We start from the raw sequence: 24,972 nt of genomic DNA on the forward strand, positions 1-24,972 counted from the left end.
AATGAACCATTGAATTTGAATATAGTTGAAGATAACTGACAACCTTATAGGGGAGATTGAGGAATTACTTGCTGAGGCACATGCCATTTCAAGTGAAAGCTTACCAAATGCTATAAGTTTAACAGAAAAGGCTCTTTTCAAATCTCAAAAAATAAAAAATAAAAATGCAGTGCATGCTGATGCACTCAATCAGTTATCTATTCTCCAAAGGAAAAATAAGGAATTTGCTACTGCTAAATCCTTAGCTGAAAGGGCACAATCCATAGCCAATAAAATAAATTATGACAGAGGAAAAGGGGATTCCTGTTATAATTTAGGAACTATTTATAAAGAGCAAGGGAAATACAGTGAAGCTTTGCCACATTTATCAGATGCAGTACATTATTACGCAAAAATTAAGGATTATCGATTCCATGCCAAATCATTGTGCCTATTGGGAAATCTCTATGAAGAATTTCATGATTTTAAAAATGCATATTTAGCTTATGAGGAAGCTTTTGCAGAAGCAGAAGAGCATAAAAACAATAATTTAATAAGTGATATATATTTGAGCCTTGCAGGTATTAATCTGAAATCTGAGAAAATACCTAAAGCTTCTCATTTGATAGAAAAATGTATTAGCCTTAAAGAAGAACTTCACCAGAAAGAAAAGTTGGCAAGAGCATATTATTTGGCAGGGAAAATTAAAGTCAAAGCTGGTAAATTTAAAAAAGCCGAAGAAAATTTTGAAAAAGCTTTATCTCTTTTCACCAAATACAACCTACAGGTTGGAATGGTGGAGAGTATGGAGAAACTAGGCAGGGTTTATTTTCAGGAAGGAAAAATAAAAGAAGCCATAGATATTTTAGAGGAGGCTGCTCAAATTGCAGAAAAGGGTAATTTCAATCAAAGTTTATTTAAATGTCATCAATTGCTCTTTCAATGTTTTAAACCAGTGAATACCTCCAAAGCATTGTATCATTTGGAAGAATATGTGAAATTAAGGGAGGAAGAGAACAGTAAGTATATCCAAAATCTTGTGGATGGTTATGAGGTGATTTCACAAATGGAGGATATAGAAAAGGATGCTGAAATGGAACAAGAAAAAGCGTCCATCATAGAAAAGAAAAATACCGAACTAGATTCATTTTTCTATAGGGTTTCACATGATTTGAAGGGCCCTATTGCCTCACTGCTTGGTTTGAGTGATTTGGTGGATAAAGATATTAAAGATCCTGAAGCAAGGCATTTTTTTAAAATGTATGATCATCAAATCAGGCGATTGAACATGATCGTAATGGAATTAATCAATATCACTGAATTGAATTACAGAGATATTAAATTAACACCTATCAATTTTTACGAAATCGTAGATAATTGTATTTCAGCCTATGCCTATTTACCTAATTATAATAAAATAAACTTCACAATTGATATTGAAAGTAATCTTTACTTCAAGTCCGAGTGGTATATTGTCAACACCATTCTTCAGAACTTAATTGAAAACAGCATAAAATATGTAGATGAAGAAAAAGAAAACCCTGTAGTAGAGATAAAGATTTTCAAGAAAAAAGAGAAAATCCATATAAAAGTAAGCGATAATGGTGAAGGAATAGAAGAAGAACATCAAGTAAAAATATTTGATATGTTCTACAGGGCAAGTGAGAACGGAAGTGGAACCGGCTTAGGCCTATTCATCATGAAAAGAGCTATTGAAAGGCTTAAAGGAGAGGTTACCGTAAATAGCGAAATAAAAATAGGCACTACATTCGAAGTTAAAATCCCTATAGCTCAAGAGGAGGTGAAATAATTTCATCTTTCATAATAAGATAAGAGTATCTATATTTTAAATTATACATGCTTTCCTGTTCATTAAATTGTCCGCTACTGTCCTATCCATTTCAAATCTAATAAATTTAAATAGACACATATTTTACTCAGAAATCATTTTAATAAAAGTGTTTGGATAAACCCTTTTTCTTTTTGTCTGAATCTCCTAACTTGTTCCATCAATTATGGGGTGCCTCAAAATAACGGGCTGAGAACATACCCTGGACCTGATCCTGATAATGCAGGCGTAGGAAATAAGATATAGCAAATGGATATTTTAAATGAATTGTATGTAGGCCTTCTCAATATGGGTTGGCTGGAAGGACTTGGTGTATTTTTTGGAATATTATACATCTATTTTGCCGCTAAAGAAATGATCTGGTGCTGGTATGCTAGTTTGGTGAGTGTCAGCATTTATTTAGTCATCTGCTATCAAGTCCAGCTTTATGCGGAAATGGGACTGAATTTCTACTATTTAGGTACTACCATATACGGTTGGTGGCACTGGCGAAATCCCAATAGAAAAGAAAAAGAATTACCTATCTCGAAAATGAAACTGAAAGAGCATGGCTTATTTATCATTTCAGGCATCCTATTCACTTTTGGACTTGGTTACTTTTTAGTAGAAAACACAGATGCTCAACTCCCCTATTTAGACTCATTCACTACAGTATTTAGTGTATTGACCACTTTATTAGTGACTAGAAAAGTACTAGAAAACTGGCTGTATTGGATTGTGATTGATGCAGTGGCCGTTTATATTTATTTTCAAAGGGAATTATTCCTAACCTCGCTATTAATGGCTGCTTATGTAATCATAGCTGCTGTAGGATATTACAATTGGCGTAAACTATACTATACCAAATACGCATGAAGAAAATTGCCATCATAGGGCCTGAAAGTACTGGGAAAAGCACTTTATCTAAATCATTGGCTGCACATTTTAACGAACCATTCGTACCTGAATATGGAAGAAAATATTTAGAAGAAAATGGGCCTGATTATAATCAATCCGATCTATTGGCCATTAGCAAAGGTATGGTGATTTTGGAAGATAAAATGAGTAGTATAGCTAAAAAACTATTGTTTTGTGATACTGATTTAATTATGATGAAGGTATGGTATGAAGTTAAGTATGGGGAATGCCATTCTTGGGTTTTAAATCAGCTTAGATCCCATCCTTATGATTTCTACTTGCTATGTACCCCAGATTTACCATGGGAAGCAGACCCACTTAGGGAAAACCCCAATATGAGAAAGGATTTGTTTGAGCGCTACCACAAGGAATTGGTAGATTCGGATTTGGATTATGCTGTAATTTCTGGAACAAAAAACAGATTGGAAAAGGCAATTGAGGCTGTTGAGAAAATAAAATAAGGAGGGCTTTTCTTCTTCCCTCCTCATTAAATAAAGTAATCCCACTTTATCAAGTTTAAAATAGGATAAAAACCTGTCAGGTTTCTACTAGGTATTAATTGTCAAGAACAATTCTATTTTAGTTCTATAATTTCTTAAAACCTGACAGGTTTAGCATAATTCTTAATATGACCAAGCAGAGATCATCTTACCTTTTAATTAATTTCTGTTGAGCTCTAAAATGCTTGGTTTCAACGGTAATAAAATACACCCCTGAACTAATTTCATTTAATGGTATTTGAAGTTTACTTTCTCTTTGGAAGTCATGTAAGCCGTTATAAACCGTTTTTCCTCTCAAATCAGTTACCACTACACTACTCAAGCCTAAATATTCGTCTCCTGTATATTTCAGGTTCAGATCATTGCGGATTGGATTTGGATAAGCCCTAAATCCAACTGCCATCAAGCCTTTCTTATTTGAAGTCAGCGTAATTCCCTCTGATTGAATGGTGCAAAACTCAGTGGATACCTCAACAGAATAAACACCTGTCCTATCAATCGATATTGTTTGTGAAGTGGCTCCATTTATAGGCTCACCATTAAATAACCATTGGTTTCCATTCTCATAATTAGAACTTAGACCATTTTCGGTAAGCGTAACCACAGCAGGTTCCAAGTTTTCAATATAGACGATAGCTGTATCGGATTCTATACTATCTCCGTCAGTCTTTAATACAATTGAATAATAATCTGAAAGTAGATTATCAGGCAAAGCAAAACTGAAGAAATTATTATCTAAATTTATGGTATCCAATTCAAGCGATTGTTCATTACCAGAACCATCCATAAGCAAAGCATAATAATTAAATGAACTGCTAGGCTTGCCAAATGCATTTTCAAAGCTTATATCCAACAATTGATTGGTACAAGATTGAATGGTATCTTGGTTTAACGCAATTTCTGCTTTTACATAGATTTCATTGGAAGTGTATTCGCAGTTCGCTGAAAACTTTGTAGCGTAGTATTTACCTTCCTGGCTAATATCCAAGACAGAATCAAATTGTTGTTCAATAATTGCATCATTCCTGAACCAACTCAAGTTTTCAGAAGAGTTAGCAACTAATTGATTTTCATTTCTTGATATTTCCATTTCAGAAACAGAAACTATATTAAGAGAATCCACATAAGTGTTGAAATCTGACCCTAATTCAGGAATTAAGGAAAAATAATACTTTCCTGAATCCAATTCATCAGGAAGTTGTACTATCAAATAACCATTCTCCGAAGATATAACATCCAACGCCAAGCTATCTCTCATATCTGGGTTGTTTGAATAAACCGGGATAGGAAAGTTTTCACCTTGATTTACACCTAAATAACTATAGTCTATTTTAAATACTGCTCCTTGGCATAATTGATCGCCTTCCAAATTTTGATCTGGTAAAGCAAAATTATCAATTTTAAAGCTTCCATCTCTTGTAGAAAAGCTACCGGTTAAAGCATTTTCGTTAACAGTTCTACCAGTATTGTTTTCCCTGAAATTATATATAGCGTAGTAATATTTAGTAGATTCTTTTAATTGATTCAACTCATAAACCATTTCATGATATTGGTTTGCAAAATAAATTCTACTACCATCCTGTAAAGAATCTAATTGATCAAACAAAATTTCATGGTTTGGTCGATCTAAGTTTTTTATACTATCATTTACTAAACTTAGATCAACATTCTTCCCTTCATTAATTAAGATTAAAGCACCAGTGCCAGTAGAATCTTCAACAGTGAATTTAACGGTGGTTGCTTGTTTAGAAACAATACTGAAATTAATTGGGACAGATACAGGTGATCCGGGCAAAGTTGTAAAATAATTTCTACTAATATCCGACCACAAATAATTAGGGTCTTCCGAATCTGAAAAGTTAAATGTCAATACATGAACATAATATCTTGATTCCGGGTCCAAACCTTCAACAGTAAAACTAGAATCTTGACCTGCATACATAATATATTTGTTAGGTGTTCTTGTTCCTAAAATATCACCTTCCCCAAACTTCTCACTTTCATTTAATTTAAGTCCATCTACAAATGTTGTATTGTCATAAGAGTATCCTTCTTTAGACATAAAAACCAAAGTATTTGAACCATCCCCCCTTGTCCAAGAAATGTCTGCTGTAGTTTTAGTTGTATTAGAAATCACAATATTCTTGGCTTGCTGGGTAGGTTCATTGGCAAGTACACCCTCTGATTCATATACTAAAAATTCTGTAGATCTATCATAAATATACCCTCCAAAACTTCCATCAGGCTTTTTCAATTCTACTGTTAAAGCTCCTTCATCATTCGAAGCAGTAATAGAGTTGATAGTTATTGACTCAAGCAATTCATAATCCCTTAGATTTTCTGAAAAAATAAGAGGAGCAGTATTATCAGAACCATCATATACATTTATATCTAATGGCGAGTTTAAGCGTGATCCTGGTCTGACAGTAATATTCGCTTTTTTAGAAGGGGCAGTAGGAAGAAGAGTGATACTGTTTTCGTTCCACGGATAAGAAGACCCAGAACCATTTTCAGTATATAATACATTTTTTGTAACTTTTTCTTCTCTATTCACCGAATTCATCAAGATATCACCTTCATCTAAAGTAGAAAATTCGAAAATTTTCGGGATTGAGTAAAACAAACTATCTTCTCTTTCATAATAATCATAAATTTTTAATTCATAATCAGTAGATGGCTGAAGTCCTTTTACGTCAAATCTTTCAGTGCTTCCAACAAATACACCTTGTTCCTTCTTTAAATTTTCATAAAAGGTATTTGAAACAGTAGGAATATTTTTGACAGCTGGTGTAATAGTTGAATCCCCAGAAGTTTGAATGGTAACATAGTAATTCTGAAATCTAGGTTTGTTTTTACTGATTAATAACAATGACTCTTTAAGTACTTTTCTACCAAAAAGATCACCATTTCCTTCAAATTCAGGGACTGAATCCAAAGAAAAATTCCATCCCTTTACATTATCTAATTTAATAGAATTATTAGCCAAATAAAAGGCATTTCCAATTGTATGGTTATTACTTATAATAGCGTTTTCAAGAATTAAACTGTCCTTATCCGTTTTAATATATGATTTTGATGTCTCAGAATTAATAGTAAATGAAGTTGTAGGATATTGAAAGTGAGAAACATTTAATGTATCAGAGTTTGAAAATTTCATAGAGTTCCCCTTCAATATTAATGAATCTACATGAAGCGATGAAGAAATCCAAAATATATCGCTGGCCTCATTGGTGATGATTTTATCAAAATGTAAATCACTATTAATAGTTCTCACGTCATAAAAAGTAGGGAGGCTATCAACTTTAGTATTATTTATGAAAATTTGATTAACTGCTAATTCATCATCTTTCAAAGCGAAAATAACATGTGAATTAGATACATCAAAAGCAGAAGTCTTTGGAATGCCTTGTATTATAGTTTTATTACCACTATTTGCTCTAAATTTAATATTACCAACAGTTCTATTCACTGGTATTTTCACATAATTGGTATCAGCAAGTTGAATGAAGTTATAACTACCTGCTATTATTTTTGAATATTCATTACTATATATGCTACTACCAATGTTTAACTTTAGTGTAGTATAGTTTTCATTTATTAATGTTAAGTTTTCATTTACACCACCCAAATCTAGATTATAGACAGAAGCTTCACTATTTCTAAAGTAAATATAAGTATATTCTTCGTCTCCATAAATAAAAGAGTTCTCATCTATGATAACATTTGAGCTTGCATCCGGAATTGCATGATGTAATTCAGTACCCCCTGAACTTGTTACCCAATTTTCCTCATCTTCCCAAAAACCTGTTTTATTAATATAATAAAAATCTTTTACAGGCCCTGTCTGAAAACTATCTGTAACCTTATCCAATTCACTGTAGTTCACTGTTTTTTCATTTAAATTTACAGGATATACAGCTATTAGATAATCTGTGTTTGGCTTCAAAACATTTACCGTAATGCTATCAAGAGGTCTAATTAACACTATTTTCCCATCTATCACTCCTTGAAACTCTCTTCCAAAACGGATATCTTCTAAATCATCAGGGATCTTCCCTTCCTCGAAAGGCACATCTGCATTGTCTGAATCTGAAATTACTACAAGGCCATATTGACCCTCAGCATCCAGTTTAACCTCCGTAGCTGAAATATCAAATACCTCAAATGAATTGAACGAATAAGTTGGAGTACTAGGTGTAACCGCAAATTCATAGTCCTTTTTGGGGATCAAATAATCATAAAGGCCATCTAACTCGTTATACTCGACAACATTAAAATAATATATTTGGTCTTTTGATAAACCTGAAATCGTTACAGAATTTCCATCGCCATTATAACCTAAATAAGAGAATGGTGAATTTGAGAAACGATATCTTGGTAAATCGCTGTAAGTTCCTCCCTCAACAAGTGGGAATTCGTAGCTTTTCAAAAGGTCATTATCAAGATTATTGGCATAATTACCAGTGTTTATGAGTACAAGTCTTCTTTTTCCATTGCCGCTAGTCCAATTTAATGTGATTTCATCTTCACCTGTTATTTCAAATTGTACATTTGAAGCATCCAAATTCGGCTTAATGGTTTTTGTCTTAAATATAGTAGAAATACCGTCACCATACACCAGATCGCTTGAAGATCCATTGTATTCAAAAATTCGAACATGGTAGGTAGTACCTGGTTCTAATTCAGAGACCGAAAAATTATTTTCAGTTCCATTATAGACAGCATAATTATCCCTAGTTACCTCCTTTTTCAATTCCCGATCAGCTAAATAATTCAGACCATCAATTGGAGACAGTAGATTTCGATCATCACTAGAAAAAATAACCAATACTTTTTCACCGTCTCCCCTGTCCCAATTCACATCAGCAGATTGATATGAAATATTACTTATTTGAATATTTCTACCTGTCACTGATGGCTTTACTCCTTCACCAAACTGAAAAATACTAGCTCTAAAGCCTATTTTGTCTTGGACATTCGATTGACCTTCCTCACTTTTTACGAATTCAATGGTAATTGCACCAGTCTCATTTGTAGCTTCCAAAATTTCCTGATTATAAAATAACCCGGTTCTGTTATTTGTATAGTCTCTTAAAACTGGAGCATTCGTATCTGTTCCATCATAAATGATAAGCTTATCTACATTAAGTAAATAATTATATTCCATAATTAATTTAAGACTAGACTCACTTTCTGCTGGAATATAAGTTTCAACCAATGAAAAACTGTTTTCCAAATTACCAGAAAAACCACTTTGATCATATAAAGTCTTCTGAGAAGAAATAGTATTCTGACCATCACCAAGTCTAATACTCTCTTGTTGAAGAGTTGAAGTATTTACGATCTCTGTAAAAGTATTTAAACCATATCTAACTCCGCTTACATTTTCACGATACAAAACGGCAGCAAAATGATATTTTGTATCAGAATCAAGATTATTAACTTGAATTGCTGCATCAAATTTACTCTTGGATAAAGCAAAGACTCCAGGTAAAACCTCATCTCCTAGTTTAAAATCTTCATCAGCGTTTATACTGAAGTCATCTACCAAAACAGTGCTTAACTCATCTTCATTGATAGGGTTTTCACTCGCAAGCAATAAAACATTTAAAATATCTTTCTCTTCTACAGAAGGTAAATACAAATTAACCCCAGAGAGGGTCAAATCATTTACATTTCTCTGAATTACAGGTAACCTATCTGGATATATTCGATAGTTTGAAAAGTGATCACTGGGCGGTTGGTATGTATTTGAAATTTGACTAATATAATGGCCCGAAGAATAATTAATGCTTCCCGCTGCTTGATTATATTCAATGATCCTGATTTCGTATGTACTATTTGCTGTTAAACCGGTCAAAGTTAGTTGATCTATATCGCCATTACCGATTACAAAAACCCCAGGATAAACCTCCTCTCCACTACCAAAATTATTATTAGCAGTATATTCTATATCATCTTCAATGTTGTAAAAGAAATTCGTTTGTTCTTCAAATGCCAAAATCAATCTCCCTGAGCCATTTCCAGGCTCAAAAGTGAAGCTGATTTGATTATCTTGCACATCTGTTGTAGATAAATTACTAGGAATGAGACTTGGTTCTGTTAACAAAATTTCTACATCGGCCTGCCAACCATCTGAACTAAAATCAGAAGTCTCAAAATCCTCACTTTCGAATTTCACAGTTAAAGACTCTCCTGATGAGGTAACACTGAATGGTAATGTATGGCTAGAACCTGAAAAAGATTCCAATAGAGTAGCAGTGGTATCTGTTCCGTCAAATATCCGTAGTTTTTCGTAGGACCGTACTTCCAATTCATTGAATGTCAATTTTACTGATTTACCAGCTTCTGCAGAATTTAATGTTAAAACCTGAGATCTGTTTGGGAAATAATAACCAGCCCCACCATCATCGTAAAAACTATCTCCCGAATTAACCTCTACACTTCCATTTTCCATGTATATATTCCCACTCTCCAATGTGGTGGCAATCTTTGAAAAGCTCGTTGAAGTACTTTGGTATTTTATACTGGAATTATCAGAAGTAGAATTTACTTCCATACGAGTTATATAATATTCGGTATTAGGTTGAAGCCCTTCTATTTTTACCTGATTCTCTTTCCCCTGATAAACCACATAAGTGTCTGTACCTACTAAGTCTCCAGCTCCGAAAGTGGTATTAGCAGTATATTCGGTATCATCTGCGACTGTTACGTCTGGGAAATCTCCCGCTCGCATGAATACAATTCTTTCCATTCCATCACCTGCAGTCAAGCCTAAATAAACACTGTCACTAAATACTTTTGAATAATAAAACTGACCGCTCCCTGTTGGTGTAGGGACTGAATTTGTTTCCCAACCTTGGGAATCGTCTAAAATTAAGGAGTTTTCTAAACTAAAAGTGGCCGAACCTGTATAATCTACATCTGAAATATTCACATAGGTCCCATTTATATTTATTCCTGAACCAGTTAAAAAGGCTGTGGTTCCTTCGGTTGAAGAAATAAAATAAGCCAAGTCAGTTTCTGTACCATTTGCATCAATCGAAGAGGTTACCGTTTGAGTGCTTCCAGCATCTAGTTTAAGCTCTACACCTGCATTTATCTGTATAGTGGAAAAGGTATTATCACCAGTAACATAGACATCGTCAAAAAATTCAGGTTCAGAAGCAATTAAATTATCATACTGTTTTGACCCTCCGTGAAACTCATCATTGACGTTAATGGTGGAGTTGGTACTAATTACAGAAATGTCAGCATTATCATTTACGTCCCATCTTTCCACATTAATTGTGGCATCTGAAATATTTAAGGTTCTTGTAGAAGAATAAAGCGCATAAAAATACGTGAAATTGAAAGTATTGGCTCCGTAGTTTACTGTACCAGAATTATGATAAAACACATTGGCACCAAGTCCTGAATTCATATTCAATTCAGCGCTTCCATCAAGGGTAATGCTTACTGCATCAGGATTACTATTGAAGTTATTCTGAGCTACAAACACAGACTCCGCTTCATCAAAGTTGAAATATATGGCGGCATTCAGTGCAAGACCTACTTGATTTGATATGTATAATGAGCCGTAAATATTCCAGTTACCCGTACCAACAAAGTCAATAGCAAAGCCTAAATTATCTGCTGTAAGATCATGAAAGGAAATATTTTGATTAAAATTTACTTGCTGGTCATTAGCCGAAAATGAATTAGCATCAAAAAATAGATCATCATTTTCACTGGGCAGATTTGAATGCAGCGTTGATCCGCCACTAGTTGTTGCCCAATGATTTAAATCATTGACATCACCACTACCTCCTATCCAATAGTAGTCTGCGGCATTAACATTAAATGTAAATAAAATCAAAAATAAAGATAATAGGGATTTGAGGGGAGTGTAAAATTTTTCCATAAAGAATTTAAAGTAATTGAGAAATATTTTATCAGGAACAGATTTTTCCAAACTCCAAAACTAATGTATTCATAATCAGCAGCAAACTTCTTTAATACAAATGTTTGCAGAAACATTGTAAATCAATAAAATACTTAAAATAGTGATATAGAATTTGCAATCCCCATTTATCACCCCTATACTTGCAACATCAATTAGGGGTGCCTTAATATAACGGGCTGAGAATATACCCTGAACCTGATCTCGGTAATGCGAGCGTAGGAATTTTGAATATAAATCAAGAAATAAATATAAATTTAAAATAGGATTCAGGAACAAAAGTTCTGCATAATCCATTATGAAGACAAAGCGTTTCAACGCTGGGGTGCCTTAATACAACGGGCTGAGATCATACCCAATGAACCTGATGCCGATAATGCGGTCGCAGGGATTTTGGTTAAGGAAAATGAAGGAGGTACTTACCCCGCCTCCACAAGTTTCACTAACAAACAATTTAAACAATGTTACAATTTACAAAAAAGTGGTTATTAACTGCTTTAGCTGTGGTCATGAGTATGCAATTAATGGCACAAAGCAGCATTACCGGGAAAGTGATTTCTCAGGAAGACAATTCACCCTTAGTAGGTGCCAGTGTGGTCATAGAATCCATTCAAAAAGGAAGCGCTACTGATATTGATGGAAATTATCGTATCAATAAAGTCAAAGCAGGAGAATATGAGATTAAGGTTTCCTATATAGGCTATAAACAGGCGTCCAAGAAAGTGACGGTGCAAAGCAGTGATATTACGCTTAATTTTGAGCTTGAAAAAGATGTGCAATTAACCGATGAAGTAATGGTTTCTGCTACTAGGGCAGATGAAAAAACACCCACTACCTTTACAAACATTAAAAAAGCCGAACTTAACAGGCAAAACTTAGCACAAGATATGCCTATGCTACTAAATTACACGCCTTCTATGGTAACCACCTCCGATGCAGGCGCTGGAGTTGGTTATACTGGAATGCGAATTAGAGGTAGCGATGGAACAAGAATCAATGTAACTGTAAATGGGATTCCAATCAATGATTCAGAATCACACGGTACTTTTTGGGTTAATATGCCCGATTTAGCAAGTTCTGTGGATAATATCCAAATCCAAAGAGGTGTTGGAACTTCCACAAATGGGGCGGCCGCATTTGGAGCTTCGGTTAATATGCAAACTTCCACACCTTCGCAAGATGCATTCGGGGAAGTCAATAACTCCTATGGCTCTTTCAATACCAGAAGACATAATGTGATTTTCAATTCAGGAATTACGAATAGTGGTTGGTCATTTGAAGGTAGATTATCCTCAATTCATTCAGATGGTTATATCGACAGGGCGAGCTCTGATATGCAATCTTATTTTCTATCAGGAGCTTATTATGGTGACAAAACTATCGTGAAAGCCTTGGCTTTTGGCGGAAAAGAAAAAACTTATCAAAGCTGGTGGGGAACCCCAGAGGCGAGATTGGAAAATGATGTGGAAGGAATGCAGGAAGTCATCATCAATAATGGCTATACCGATGAGCAAGCTGAAAATCTTTTGAATTCAGGCAGAACATTTAACTACTATTTATATGATAATGAGACTGATAATTATCAGCAAGATCATTATCAATTACATCTTTCTCATCAATTCACTGAAAATTTGCAAGCTAATGCCGCTCTCCACTATACTTATGGAAGAGGCTATTATGAGCAATATAGAAATGAGGATGATTTTGCTGATTATCAATTAGATAATGTAGTCATTGGAGATAGTACAATTACTTCTACTGATTTGATTAGAAGAAGATGGTTAGACAATCATTTTTATGGTTTCACTTATAGCTTGAATTATCAGAAAGACAAATGGGATGTTACACTAGGTGGAGCCTATAATGAATATGATGGAGACCATTTTGGAGAAATCATATGGGCACAATTTGCTGGAGACTCTGAAATAAGAGATCGATATTACGATAATTACGGAAGAAAGTACGATTTTAATACTTACTTAAAAGCGGATTATCAATTGAATGAAAAGCTTAATCTTTTTGCAGATATGCAAGTAAGAAACATCAATTATCAAACAAAGGGTATTGATGCTGATCTGACCCAAATCAATACTGGTGGAGACTATACCTTTTTCAACCCTAAAGGAGGGTTAACCTACTTATTGGCAGATAACAGTCAAATCTATGCTTCCGTTGCAGTAGCCAACAGAGAGCCGGTTAGAAATGATTTTGTGGATGCTCCACAAGGTCAAACACCAAAACATGAAAATTTAATTGATTATGAGATCGGATATAAAAAGCAAGCTAGAAATTACAGCGCTGAAGCCATAGTTTATTATATGGATTATAATAATCAATTGGTGTTGACAGGGGAGCTCAATGATGTGGGTTCAAGTATCAGAACCAATGTAGATAAAAGTTATAGAACTGGAATTGAATTAATTGGAGCTTACCAATTGAATTCGAAATGGTCAATTGGTGGAAATGCTACTTTTAGCCAAAATAAAATAGCCAATTTCACGGAGGTAATTTATGATTATGGAGAAGCCTTTGATGAGTTTAATGTTATTGAAAATGAATATAGCAATACTGATATATCATTCTCGCCCAACATTATAGCAGCAGGAGAAATTAAATATCAACCTATTACAGGATTACAATTTTCTCTTTTAAATAAATATGTGGGTAAACAATATCTGGATAATACTTCCAATGATAATAGAGCAATAGACCCATATTTTGTAAGTGATTTTGTAGGAAGCTATCAATTTAGTTTACCGTTCTTGAAAACAGCTGAAATTAAATTAATGGTCAATAATGTTTTTAATGAGCTGTACTCATCTAATGGTTATACCTTTGGCTACAATGCTGGAACTTATGAGGTAAGAGAAAATTATTTATATCCTCAGGCAGGCACTAACTACTTGTTAGGCTTGAATTTGAAATTTTAGAAAGTATTGAAGTTAAAAAGTTAAATTACTTCATTAAGACCTGTCAGGTTTACTTAAATTATTAATTATGGTTTCCAGTAGGTGTGTCACCGACCGGGGTAGAATCCATGGTTGGTGGAGCACCAACCATAAAAACATAAATTAAAAATCTGACAGGTCTTTTATAATTTTTTTTTCACTCTGGAAATTCTATTTATGATCAATAAAACATTCATTCCTTTTTATGACATCAAAAAATATCCTCATGAAGTTTTGGTAGTAGATGCCCACCATCCTCAGGGGTTTGATTTATCGCATTGGAGAGGAGCTCCAGTTCCCAACAATTGTCATGCAGATACCAGCACAGAAATTGTATTAAAGGCAATTCAGAATCAACTTCCGGAGTTGAATAAAAAATATGTGACCAACAATCATTATGATATAGATGGATTTTTGGGTAATTGGGCTATTTTCAATCCAAAAAAAGCATTAGAACATTATAATTTATTGACTGAAATGGCTCAAATTGGGGATTTCAGAGAGATTAATTTCAAATATTCGGACTGGGAAAAAGCATTAAAAATAGTTTGTTGGTTGAATGAGGAAGAAGCTGAGCTATTTTATCCACCTTTTGGTGCTCCTGAAATAGCGGAAAAAGAAATGGAGGCTTGTGTACCGAAATACATTCACTTTTTGGATGCTTTCAGCAATGTAGTGGATTTACCTATTGAGGATGTCCCTGAAACAGAGGAATTCAAATTAGTATTGAAGCATCTTGAAAAAATTGATGGGCAAGAAACCATCAATGATATCAGAATGCACATAGTAGAAGCCCAAGAACCATTACATTACTATGCACTATACAGCAAAAGCCAATCTGCAGATATCGTGATGAGTATATATCCGGAAAATCGATATGAAATGGAATTTAAATACACTACTTGGATCAATACCACAAGAAAGCATTTTCCAAGAATCAGTATGGAAAAACTATGCGATCAATTAAATGAAATCGAGAAAAGCGGTAAAAAATGGGAAGCCGAGCATTTTACTGATACCGCTCCAATCCTTCGTTTGAAAGGAGCAAAACTTAATAAAAAAGAGCGGTACTTAAGCCCTTGTTTTCGACCTATCTATTCTTCAAGTATAGCTCCAGAAGAATTTCAGAATATTTGCATTAATTATTTTAGAGCGCATTATAAAACGCTTTCAAAAGGAGAAACTTTAGATTGGAAAGAGGTTAGGAAGTTGAATGAGGAGATTTTCGCTTAAACTATAATAAACCTTCTAAGTTTTGAAAACTTGGAAGGTTTAAAATGATGTTTCTAGCAAATAAAATTACTCCTTGTCCTCCTCTTTCTTTTCTTCGCTTTTAGCCGTCAAAACATCAGGAGCCTCTTTCAATAAAGTATTGTACCAGCTCACCAATTTTTTCACATCAGAAGGATAAACCTGATTTTCATCATAATTAGGCAAGATGTGCTTTAAAAAAGCCATGATCTCTTCTTTTGAGGATTTTGCATCAATTCCTAAATCATCTCCAAACTCCTCATGCATGGTATTGAAAATCTTTTGCAAAGGAACATTTCCTTCGGCATCGGTAGTATAAATGGATATTTCATCCAGAATGGAGACTCTATCATGAGCATGAGCTACCAGCTTTTGCTTCTTTTCATCCAATGACTCCAAAATTACGCCTGTTCTAGATGGTTTTACAACCTTAAACAAACCGCCTTTCCCAGTTACTGATGCTATATCTTTTAAATCCATGTTTTCTTATTTCTAAAATTGATGGACGAATTTACTGCAAACATTTTCGTTTTCACAAAATTAAGGTGTAGTTTTTTAGGTAAATTTGATTTACTCCTAAAAGAATTGCTTAATGAATTTTACTTCTGCCTATAACTAAAAAAAGCAGCCCCTTTCGAAGCTGCCTTTACACCTGTTTATTATGACTTGGAGGTTTAAAACTTTAATCTACGTTATCGTGCAAGAACTTATTATTGCCCAATATCTGATTATCATCGTTCAAATTAAACCTTGAGACATTTTGCTCTGAAGAATGCGGCACATCTCTTAATTTTACCTGCTTACGTTTATAAGCTGGCACCTCCATTTGCTTATAAGCTTCTGGAGTATTGGTATGGCCGCCATTTAAATTCTTCAATTTTTCAATTCTTTCTTTTGACCGTTGTCTCAACATTTCCTGCCGTTGAGCTTCTTTCTTTTCAATATCATCTTGACTTTCCGATTTATCTACAATCTCATAATCATTGGATAAACTTTCCGTGAAGTCATCGGCATAATTATTTTCCTCTTCTTCATATTGAGGTTCCTCATTCTTCTTAGAAGGAAAACCAAATGAATAGCCTCTTTCCTCATCTGCTTGCGGTCGTGATTCTTGTGTATTTCGCTTTTCAAAAGTGAACGTACTTGGTTCATTTTTAGGCGCAGGCTTAGGCTGTTCTTCTTCCTTCTCATTGCCAAAAAGTGTAATTTGTTTATTAGAATCCAAATCATAAACCTTTCTGGCTTCCTTGTGTGGAATCGCATTTTCTTTATAACCACTTTGGTCAAATCCAGTAGCAATTACCGTTACGGATAAGCTCTCACCTAATGATTCATCCATACCATGACCGAAAATCACTTCAGCCTCATCACCTGCTCTCTCCTGTATGTAATCTGTAATTTCAGTTAACTCATCCATCTGTAATTCAGCTTTTTCACCTGAAATAATGGACAATAATATTTTTTGCGCTCCTAAAATATCAGTATTGTTCAATAGCGGAGAAGACAATGCTTCTTCGGCCGCTCTTAAAGCCCTTCCATCCCCATCGGTTTTGGCAGAACCCATAACTGCGGCACCGGCATTTTTCATCACCGTTTTCACATCTTCAAAATCCACGTTAACCTGTCCCGGAACCGTGATGATTTCTGCTATACCCTTGGCACCGGTTGTCAATACATTATCCGCTTTTGCAAATGCATTTCCTATGGTCAGGTTACCATGGATTTCCCGCAACTTATCATTGAGGATTACCAAAACAGTATCACAATTCTCCTTAAGTTGACGAATACCTTCCTCTGCCTGTCGAACTTTTTTCTTTCCTTCAAAACTGAAAGGGGAAGTCACAATCCCAACAGTGAGGATATCCATTTCTTTGGCAATACGGGCAATTACCGGAGCGGCACCAGTACCGGTTCCTCCTCCCATACCTGCTGTTACAAACACCATCTTGGTATCATTACCCAACAAATCACGGATTTCTTCTTTGCTTTCCAGTGCAGCATCTTTTCCTTTTTCAGGATTAGCACCTGCACCTAATCCGCTCGTTAGATTGGTTCCGATTTGCAGCTTATTAGGCACAGGACTTGATTTAAGCGCTTGAGAATCTGTATTACAGACCACAAACTCAACATCCCTGATGCCTTGGTTAAACATGTGATTAACAGCATTACTGCCACCCCCACCAACACCTATCACCTTGATGATAGATTTATGGTGTTTTGGAATTTCGAATTTATAAGCTCCTTCCGTCATAATATCCGTGTTTTAAGTTCTTTCAGTATTATAGTGATATTAAATTATAATTACACAATCTTATGCAATTGCCGTTTAGGCTCTATTTAATAATCATCTTTGTCATCAAAATCATCTATCAAAAAACTCTTGGTTTTATTGATAATCTTTGAAAAGAAGTCTCCTTCTCTTTTCGCACCCTTCTGCTTATGGTTGATAAACATATTTTGATTATTCAACTTAGCTTCCAAGTACCTGTTTTCTCGCTCGTCAATTGAGCGATAACCTGCCAATACTAATCCTACAGATGTGGCATACATCGGGCTTTTCACAGCCTCTATTTTTGTTCTTCCTAAATGTTCGTTTGGATATCCTATTCTGGCATCCATTCCGGTTAAATATTCAACTAGCTGTCTGGCGCTGTGCATTTGAGAACCACCACCGGTGATCACAATTCCTCCTGCCAAACGACCCTCATAACCAGATGCTAATATTTCAGCATGCACCAAATCAATGATTTCTTCCATTCTGGCCTCCACAATATGGGCCAAGTTTTTAATGGAAATTTCTTTAGGTGCTCTATTTCTTAAACCCGGAATAGAAACAATCTCATTCTCACTGGCTTCAGTGGAAATCGCCCTACCGAATTTTGTTTTCAATAATTCTGCTTGCTGTTGCATGACCATACAGCCTTCCTTAATATCAGAAGTAATGATATTTCCGCCAAAAGGAATTACTCCAGTATGACGTATAATATTTTCGTGGAATATAGCAATATCGGTAGTACCACCCCCAATATCCACCAAGCAAACACCGGCTTCTTTTTCATCATCTGATAATACTGCCAAACTGGAAGCCAGTGGTTCCAATATCATATTTTCAATATCCAAGCCTGCTCTTTTTACACATTTTTGAATATTGTTGATAGAATTAATATCAGCAGTGATGACATGAAAATCTGCTTCCAATCGAATACCCGTCATTCCCACAGGATCCTTAATCCCATCATCATAATCCACCGTATAAACTTGTGGCATTACATGAATGATTTGATTACCTGCAGGAATTACCATTCGGTGCATATCGTTGGTTAAGCGATTTACATCCTCCACCGTAATTTCTTCATCTCTATCTTCACGAGTAATACTTCCTCTTTGGATAGAACTTCTGATATGGTGACCCGCAATGCCGACATTCACCACTTTTATGTCGATACCGGAATTATCTTCGGCTTCCTCAACCGCCTTTTTGATAGCCAAAATGGTTTTTTCAATATTGATGACTTTGCCTTTCACTACGCCATCAGATACGGCTTTACCCATACCCAAAACATCAAGCTTACCATAGTCATTTTTATGGCCCACTATCACACATATTTTGGTGGTTCCTATGTCTAATCCGACTACTATTTTATCATTTTGCATGTCCATGTATCAACTAAGGTTATTCTATTCACAAATGATTTGTTCTTTAAACTGTAAATTTACACGATCGTATCGATTCCACCCTCTGTCAGGCAGTATCTTATCGTAAAATATTTTAAGTTTCGACAATTTATCAGAATAATTATATACCGTCCCAAATTCGATCAACTGTTTGGTTACTTGAGGGTATATATTAATTATTCCTCTATCATCTACTTCCAACTGCGCAAATTGCGCACTCCAAAATTTATCTTGCTCTATAAACTTTATAAAATGAAATAAGTCTTTTCCTGCATCGTCCTTCATCATATCTTCTTCCAAATAAGGCTTGAAGAAATCACCGGATAAAACCATCACTCTGGCAGTAAAGCGTTCCGATACTGGTAAAATTTTGCCTTGGTCACTAATATAATGATCAGCTCCATTCGGATTAAAAATTCTTGCTATTGGCCTAGCCTGCACGGCATCTACCATCATATTGCCGGCTAAATCCCTATATACTTCTGCTGTTTGGATGAACTTATGAGCATTCACTCTTTCTTCCAAATCTTTTAATTTGAAATTTTCATAAGGAAGATTCATGACCATTTCATTGCCATTATTAGTCAATAAGCTATTGATATCAGCCTCATTAATGAAGAAATTTCCTTGTTGGTTTTTTATATTGATAATGATTTTCTTGCAAAGCACCTCATCCTGCTTTTTACTCACAAAGCCGATACTTACCACAAATACCAATAATGGTAAAATAAATTTTAAGACGATATTTAAACTCTTTTTAAGCTGCATTTTGCTTGTTAAACATATTTTTTAAAGGTTCCACTAATCGGTCTATATCTCCGGCTCCCATTGTAATGAACACTTCCAAAGGTCGATTACTCAAATATTCTATAATAGACTCCTTTTCAACTTTATATTTTTCATCTGCTTGGATGGAATCTAATAAAACATCACTGCTAACCCCCTCAATCGGTAACTCCCTAGCAGGATAGATATCCAACAACATTACTTCATCAGCCAAGCTTAAACTTTGAGAAAATTCCACTGCAAAATCCCTAGTTCTAGAATATAAATGAGGCTGAAACAATACGCTTACTTTCTTTCCAGGATATAATGCCCTCACAGAAGTCAACATTGCTTTTATTTCACTAGGATGGTGTGCGTAATCATCTATAAATACGAAGTCAGGTCTTTGAATTACATATTCAAATCTCCTTTTTACGCCTCTATATGTTTTGATTCCTTCTAAAATCTCTTTCTCACTTAATCCTAGTTGATTTGCAATGGCAATGGCCACTACGGCATTTTCTACATTATGGAAACCAGGAACAGACAATTGAAAACCCTTTATAACTTTATTATCTAGCGTAACATCAAAAACAAACTTAGCCTCTTTCACTTGTACATTTAATGCTCTAATATCACCAGCATTCAAACCATAAGAACTGGGCTTTGCTTTAATCTTTTTTGAAGTGAGTTCTTCCCATAATCCATCTTTAATATAGATTTGACCAGCAGGATTTACATTTTCCAGAAAAAGAGAAAATGATTTTTTTAATTCATCCAGTTTTCCATAAATATCCAGATGGTCTGCATCGGTTGAGGTTATCACCGCAATATTGGGTTTTAAAGTTAAAAATGAACGGTCAAATTCATCTGCTTCCACCACAATGATGGCTTTTTTATAGTTACCTTGATTCATGACCATATTGGTACTATAATTGGTGGTAATTCCACCTAAGAACCCTGCTATATCTTTTTTTCCACTTTTCAATAGATGTGCTACCATGGAACTTGTAGTAGTTTTACCATGAGTTCCTGCCACAGCCACAGTAAACATACCCTCAGTAAGTTTACCCAAGACCTCAGATCTTTTATATAGCTTAATTTCTTTTTCTTTCAGATAATTAAAACCTTTATGATCTTTAGGGATTGCAGGGGTATAAACCACCAAAACACCTTTATTATTTTCAAATACAAACTCAGGCATTTTCTCAATTTCATCCTCAAAATGAATTGAAATCCCTTCATTTTCAAGCTTTGTGGTCAGGTCGGTTGATGTTTTGTCATAGCCATAAACCTGCACACCATTATGGTGAAACCAACGAGCCAAAGCACTCATGCCGATGCCTCCAATTCCTATGAAATATGCGCTATGTATATTTTTTATCTTCATTCAATCATTTTAAAAATAATCGATACTATTTCTTCTGTGGCTTTAGGTTTAGCCATTTTTTTTATGTTTTCAGATAGCTCCTTTTGCTTATCCATATCTTTTAATAATTCAAAAGCCTGAGGCAACAAATCTTTTACTGCCTGAGCATCTGTTACCATTAATGCTGCATTTTCTTTGACCAATGCCTGTGCATTCTTGGTTTGATGATCTTCTGCAACATTGGGTGAAGGCACAAAAATCACCGGTTTACCCACCACTTGTAATTCCGAAACAGATAATGCTCCAGCTCTTGTAATGATAATATCGGCAGCAGCATAAGCTTCATCCATATTTTTGATGAACTCCAATACTTTCAATTGCTTTTTATTAGCATTTTCAGCTCGAGTCTGCATTTCATTATGGTAAAGCCTTCCAGTTTGCCAAAGCATCTGAAAATCTTCCTTTGCTAACAAATCCAAATTCTGCGCTATGCTCTCATTTATGGTTCTGGCTCCTAAACTTCCACCTAGAACCAAGATGATCTTTTTATCTGCATCTAAATCAAAGCTTTTTAGTGCTGTTGATCTAGCTGGCAAATCCAATAAGTTTTTCCTAACCGGGTTCCCGGTTAAATTCAATTTTGAAGAAGGAAAATATTTATCCATTCCTTCATAAGCAACGCAAATCTGCTTTACTTTCTTTTTAAGCCATTTGTTTGTTAAACCAGCATAAGAATTCTGTTCTTGCAAGAGACAAGGAATTCCCAAATTGGAGGCCGCTCTTAATGTGGGTCCACTTGCATAACCGCCCACGCCAATGACCGCATCCGGCTTAAAATTCTTCACTATCTTTTTAGCTTGCTTTAAGCTATTCAAAAGCTTAAAAGGGAAGCTCAAGTTCTTCAATGTCAAACTTCTTTGAATGCCCGCTATTGGTAATCCAAAAATCTTATAGCCTGCTTCTGGTACTTTTTGCATTTCCATTTTACCTTCTGCACCCACAAAAAGTATCTCTGCATTGACCATTTGCTTTTTAATTTCATCCGCAATAGCCAAAGCAGGGAAAATATGACCTCCAGTGCCTCCTCCACTTAAAATAAATCGATATGGTTTTTGCATATCCATTTAGGCTGCTTCTTTTTTAGGTAAATTAGAAAATTGCTTTTTACTTAATGCGTCTGGTGTTTCTTCTATTTCTCCTCTGCTGACACTCAAAATTATGCCCATAGCTATTCCCGTAAATAATAAAGAGGTTCCCCCCATACTTAACAGTGGAAGTGGCAAACCTGTAATCGGTCCAAGCCCAACGGCAACTGCCATATTGACCATGGCCTGAACGACTATGGCAAAACTCAGTCCTGCCGAGAGCAGTCCTCCATAGGCTCTGCCACTAGCGGCCGCTGCTTTCATTCCTCTATACAACAAAGTGAGATATAGCAAAATCACTATTCCCGCACCTATCATTCCATATTCCTCCACCACAATGGCGAAGATAAAATCTGAAAATGCTTCTGGTAAAAAATTTCGCTGACTGCTATTTCCAGGTCCTTTTCCGGTCACTCCGCCTGTGGCGACTGCTATATAAGACTGTTGCGCTTGAAAAGGAATATTTTCTTTACTGATAAAATTTTCAATCCTACTAATGGCAGTTTCGCCCCTTTGCCCCACTACCATAGCTATGCTGACCGCGAAAACACCTACAAAAGCTAACATCGCTAAATATTTTACTGGAATTCTTCCAATGAATAAAAGCAACATGCAGGTTAAGAATAAAAGTATAGCGGTAGATAAATTCGTCATCGCAATTAATCCACAAATTAGGCCACACCATAAAAGCATTGGAATCAATGACTTTTTAAAATCATGGATATTCTGCTGTCTTTTGGACAACATACCAGCCAAATTGATAATCAAGGCCAATTTTGCTAAATCCGATGGCTGAAATGACTGATTGATAAACGGAATAGTAATCCATCTTGAAGCGCTGTTTAGGTTCACCCCAAATTGCCATGCATAAATCAAGAGTGGAACTGAAAGCCAAAGTGCCAAACGCGATAATTTGGAAAAATATCTGTAATCCACTTTGTGAGCCACCCACATAGCAAAGAAACTTAGTAAAACTAAAAAGCTGTGGCGTAATAAATAGTATTCAGTATTGCCTCCGTATTTGAAATAAGCAATAGTTCCCGTTGCACTATAAACCACTAAAATACTGAGCATACCCAAAGCAAAAACCACCGACCAAATCACGGGGTCTCCTTTTAGGTGCTTGTCAGTCCAAGCTTTTATGTTTTGAATACTTAGCATGACTGCGATAATTTTTTCAATTCTATTTCTCTTTCCAATAATTGGAATGCCAAGCGAAATTGATTCCCTCGGTCTTCATAATTTTTAAATAAATCGAAGCTGGCACAAGCAGGGGAAAGCAAGACTACTTCTCTATCTTTAGATAATTTATAGCCCATTTCTACTGCTTCTTGCATTGATTGTGTTTCCTCGATTACTGCGCATCTGCTTTTAAAATGCTCCTTAATTTTCTCATTATCTTTTCCCAAACAAATAATGGCTTTTACATTGGTACTGACCACATCCAATTGACTGTAATCATTCCCTTTATCCACTCCCCCAACTATCCAAATAATAGGTCTTGTAAATGCATCCAATGCATAATAGACCGCATCCACATTTGTGGCTTTAGAATCATTTATGAATTCAATCCCGTGAATATTACCTACTGATTCCAGTCGGTGTTGAATGCTTTTGAATTTCGGAAGACTTTCCGCGATTTTTTCATTCTTAATTCTTGCGATTTTGGATGTTAAAATAGAGGCCATGGCGTTTGTCTGGTTATGTTTTCCTTTTATGGTCAGTAATTCTTGAGAAAAAGTATGTCGTTGCTCATTTAAATTGATAATGATACCCGATGGATTTGCATAAGCTCCTTCATAAGGTAAATCCTCAAATTTTATGGCTAATGTCTTTGAAGAAATCTGATGCTTTTCAAGATACTGACTAATCAAATCATCTTCTGTATATAAAATAGCAAAATCTTCTTTATTCTGATTTTTGAATAAAGAGAACTTTGATGCCACATAATTTTCAACTTTATAATCGTACCTGTCCAGATGGTCTGGCGTAATATTCAAGAGCACACCAATATGGGGTTTGAAATCAATAAAACCGTCAATTTGGAAACTACTACACTCCAGCACCCACCAGTCGAAATCTTGATCCACTAACTGTCCAGCCATGCTTTTACCAATATTACCACCCAGTCCCACCGATAAACCTGCTTCTTTAAAAAGATGGTAAGTCATCATGGTAGTAGTGGATTTGCCATTAGTTCCAGTTATGGCAATGATTTTTCCTTTAGTATATCCAAAAGCAAATTCCAATTCATCAATAACAGGGATATTTTTAGCAATGGCTTTTTGCACAATATCCACCTTTGGTGCAATGCCAGGACTCTTGATTATTTTATCAGCATTTAATATTAAATCTTCTGTGTGTTTTCCTTCCTCAAAAGGAATCTCGGCTTGATTTAATTTTTCTTTATTTTCATTTATTATACTTCCAAAATCAGACACAAAAACATCATATCCCTTTGCTTTTGCTAGCAAAGCAGCACCGGTTCCGCTTTCTCCTGCTCCCAATATGATGATTCTTTTATTCACTGTTTAATTTAAGTATTTCTCTATTTCTACTCTTTTATCTATCTATTTCAATTCTATCTATTTCAATTCTATCTATTTCAATTCTATCTAACTCCGGTCTGACCTTCGGTACTGACCTAATCTT

At 35.2% G+C, this 24,972-nt stretch carries 14 protein-coding genes and 3 riboswitches; of the genes, 5 read left to right on the top strand and 9 right to left on the bottom strand.

What is annotated here, in order from left to right; all coding sequences use genetic code 11:
* The first annotated feature begins 25 nt into the window (after positions 1-25).
* The 3 genes from ACFE0M_RS01640 to ACFE0M_RS01650 all read left to right on the top strand — a co-directional run bounded on the left by ACFE0M_RS01640 (position 26) and on the right by ACFE0M_RS01650 (position 3,186).
* Complete coding sequence (locus ACFE0M_RS01640; RefSeq protein ID WP_434544001.1) at positions 26-1,789, top strand: tetratricopeptide repeat-containing sensor histidine kinase; 1,764 nt, start codon at positions 26-28, stop codon at positions 1,787-1,789.
* 197 nt (positions 1,790-1,986) lie between these two features.
* A riboswitch (TPP riboswitch) is annotated at positions 1,987-2,080 on the top strand.
* Positions 2,078-2,683: a nicotinamide riboside transporter PnuC gene (gene pnuC, locus ACFE0M_RS01645; protein ID WP_434544002.1), complete on the top strand. Its 606-nt coding sequence runs from the start codon at positions 2,078-2,080 to the stop codon at positions 2,681-2,683. (Overlaps the previous riboswitch by 3 nt.)
* Complete coding sequence (locus ACFE0M_RS01650) at positions 2,680-3,186, top strand: AAA family ATPase (protein ID WP_434544004.1); 507 nt, start codon at positions 2,680-2,682, stop codon at positions 3,184-3,186. Before pnuC ends, ACFE0M_RS01650 begins: the two co-directional genes overlap by 4 nt.
* A 187-nt stretch (positions 3,187-3,373) precedes the next feature.
* On the opposite strand, the gene ACFE0M_RS01655 is transcribed toward ACFE0M_RS01650, so the two are convergent.
* A complete protein-coding gene (locus tag ACFE0M_RS01655; RefSeq protein WP_434544005.1) occupies positions 3,374-11,128 on the bottom strand; it encodes a T9SS type A sorting domain-containing protein in 7,755 nt (2,584 codons plus the stop codon).
* Positions 11,129-11,314: 186 nt separating this feature from the next.
* Positions 11,315-11,409, top strand: a riboswitch (TPP riboswitch).
* A gap of 69 nt (positions 11,410-11,478) precedes the next feature.
* A riboswitch (TPP riboswitch) is annotated at positions 11,479-11,575 on the top strand.
* A 53-nt stretch (positions 11,576-11,628) separates the two neighbouring features.
* Here ACFE0M_RS01655 and ACFE0M_RS01660 point away from each other — a divergent pair.
* Together ACFE0M_RS01660 and ACFE0M_RS01665 are read left to right on the top strand one after the other, a co-directional pair.
* Positions 11,629-14,097, top strand: a complete 2,469-nt coding sequence (locus ACFE0M_RS01660) for a TonB-dependent receptor (RefSeq protein ID WP_434544006.1) — start codon at positions 11,629-11,631, stop codon at positions 14,095-14,097.
* A gap of 195 nt (positions 14,098-14,292) precedes the next feature.
* Positions 14,293-15,348 (top strand): DUF6687 family protein, encoded by a 1,056-nt coding sequence (locus ACFE0M_RS01665; protein WP_434544007.1) that lies wholly within the window; start codon positions 14,293-14,295, stop codon positions 15,346-15,348.
* 66 nt (positions 15,349-15,414) lie between these two features.
* Here the strand turns inward: ACFE0M_RS01665 and ACFE0M_RS01670 are convergent, their stop codons facing one another.
* From ACFE0M_RS01670 to murD, 8 genes are all read right to left on the bottom strand, one after another.
* Positions 15,415-15,846 (bottom strand): DUF5606 family protein, encoded by a 432-nt coding sequence (locus ACFE0M_RS01670; protein WP_434544008.1) that lies wholly within the window; start codon positions 15,844-15,846, stop codon positions 15,415-15,417.
* 202 nt (positions 15,847-16,048) lie between these two features.
* Positions 16,049-17,617, bottom strand: coding sequence for a cell division protein FtsZ (gene ftsZ / locus ACFE0M_RS01675; protein WP_434544009.1), 1,569 nt, complete (start codon positions 17,615-17,617; stop codon positions 16,049-16,051).
* Between the two features lie 86 nt (positions 17,618-17,703).
* Positions 17,704-19,020 (bottom strand): cell division protein FtsA, encoded by a 1,317-nt coding sequence (ftsA, locus tag ACFE0M_RS01680; protein WP_434544010.1) that lies wholly within the window; start codon positions 19,018-19,020, stop codon positions 17,704-17,706.
* Positions 19,021-19,044: 24 nt separating this feature from the next.
* Positions 19,045-19,809, bottom strand: coding sequence for a cell division protein FtsQ/DivIB (locus ACFE0M_RS01685; protein ID WP_434544011.1), 765 nt, complete (start codon positions 19,807-19,809; stop codon positions 19,045-19,047).
* Positions 19,799-21,196, bottom strand: coding sequence for a UDP-N-acetylmuramate--L-alanine ligase (gene murC, locus ACFE0M_RS01690; RefSeq protein ID WP_434544012.1), 1,398 nt, complete (start codon positions 21,194-21,196; stop codon positions 19,799-19,801). The genes ACFE0M_RS01685 and murC overlap by 11 nt, the downstream gene beginning before the upstream one ends.
* A complete protein-coding gene (gene murG / locus ACFE0M_RS01695) occupies positions 21,193-22,299 on the bottom strand; it encodes an undecaprenyldiphospho-muramoylpentapeptide beta-N-acetylglucosaminyltransferase (RefSeq protein ID WP_434544013.1) in 1,107 nt (368 codons plus the stop codon). Before murG ends, murC begins: the two co-directional genes overlap by 4 nt.
* Positions 22,300-23,481 carry an FtsW/RodA/SpoVE family cell cycle protein gene (locus ACFE0M_RS01700; protein ID WP_434544014.1) on the bottom strand — a complete coding sequence of 394 codons (1,182 nt, stop codon included), beginning with the start codon at positions 23,479-23,481 and terminating at the stop codon, positions 22,300-22,302.
* A complete protein-coding gene (murD, locus tag ACFE0M_RS01705) occupies positions 23,475-24,848 on the bottom strand; it encodes a UDP-N-acetylmuramoyl-L-alanine--D-glutamate ligase (protein WP_434544015.1) in 1,374 nt (457 codons plus the stop codon). The genes ACFE0M_RS01700 and murD overlap by 7 nt, the downstream gene beginning before the upstream one ends.
* Positions 24,849-24,972: the final 124 nt, after the last annotated feature.

Source organism: Marivirga sp. (assembly GCF_051117495.1).
Taxonomy (GTDB): Bacteria; Bacteroidota; Bacteroidia; order Cytophagales; family Cyclobacteriaceae; genus Marivirga.

Bases quoted from the DNA above. Each gene is read 5' to 3' on its own strand.
- pnuC (WP_434544002.1), top strand. From the start codon at position 2,078: ATGGATATTTTAAATGAATTGTATGTAGGCCTTCTCAATATGGGTTGG.
- ACFE0M_RS01650 (WP_434544004.1), top strand. From the start codon at position 2,680: ATGAAGAAAATTGCCATCATAGGGCCTGAAAGTACTGGGAAAAGCACT.
- ACFE0M_RS01655 (WP_434544005.1), bottom strand. From the start codon at position 11,128: ATGGAAAAATTTTACACTCCCCTCAAATCCCTATTATCTTTATTTTTG.
- ACFE0M_RS01660 (WP_434544006.1), top strand. From the start codon at position 11,629: ATGTTACAATTTACAAAAAAGTGGTTATTAACTGCTTTAGCTGTGGTC.
- ACFE0M_RS01665 (WP_434544007.1), top strand. From the start codon at position 14,293: ATGATCAATAAAACATTCATTCCTTTTTATGACATCAAAAAATATCCT.
- ACFE0M_RS01670 (WP_434544008.1), bottom strand. From the start codon at position 15,846: ATGGATTTAAAAGATATAGCATCAGTAACTGGGAAAGGCGGTTTGTTT.
- ftsZ (WP_434544009.1), bottom strand. From the start codon at position 17,617: ATGACGGAAGGAGCTTATAAATTCGAAATTCCAAAACACCATAAATCT.
- ftsA (WP_434544010.1), bottom strand. From the start codon at position 19,020: ATGCAAAATGATAAAATAGTAGTCGGATTAGACATAGGAACCACCAAA.
- ACFE0M_RS01685 (WP_434544011.1), bottom strand. From the start codon at position 19,809: ATGCAGCTTAAAAAGAGTTTAAATATCGTCTTAAAATTTATTTTACCA.
- murC (WP_434544012.1), bottom strand. From the start codon at position 21,196: ATGAAGATAAAAAATATACATAGCGCATATTTCATAGGAATTGGAGGC.
- murG (WP_434544013.1), bottom strand. From the start codon at position 22,299: ATGGATATGCAAAAACCATATCGATTTATTTTAAGTGGAGGAGGCACT.
- ACFE0M_RS01700 (WP_434544014.1), bottom strand. From the start codon at position 23,481: ATGCTAAGTATTCAAAACATAAAAGCTTGGACTGACAAGCACCTAAAA.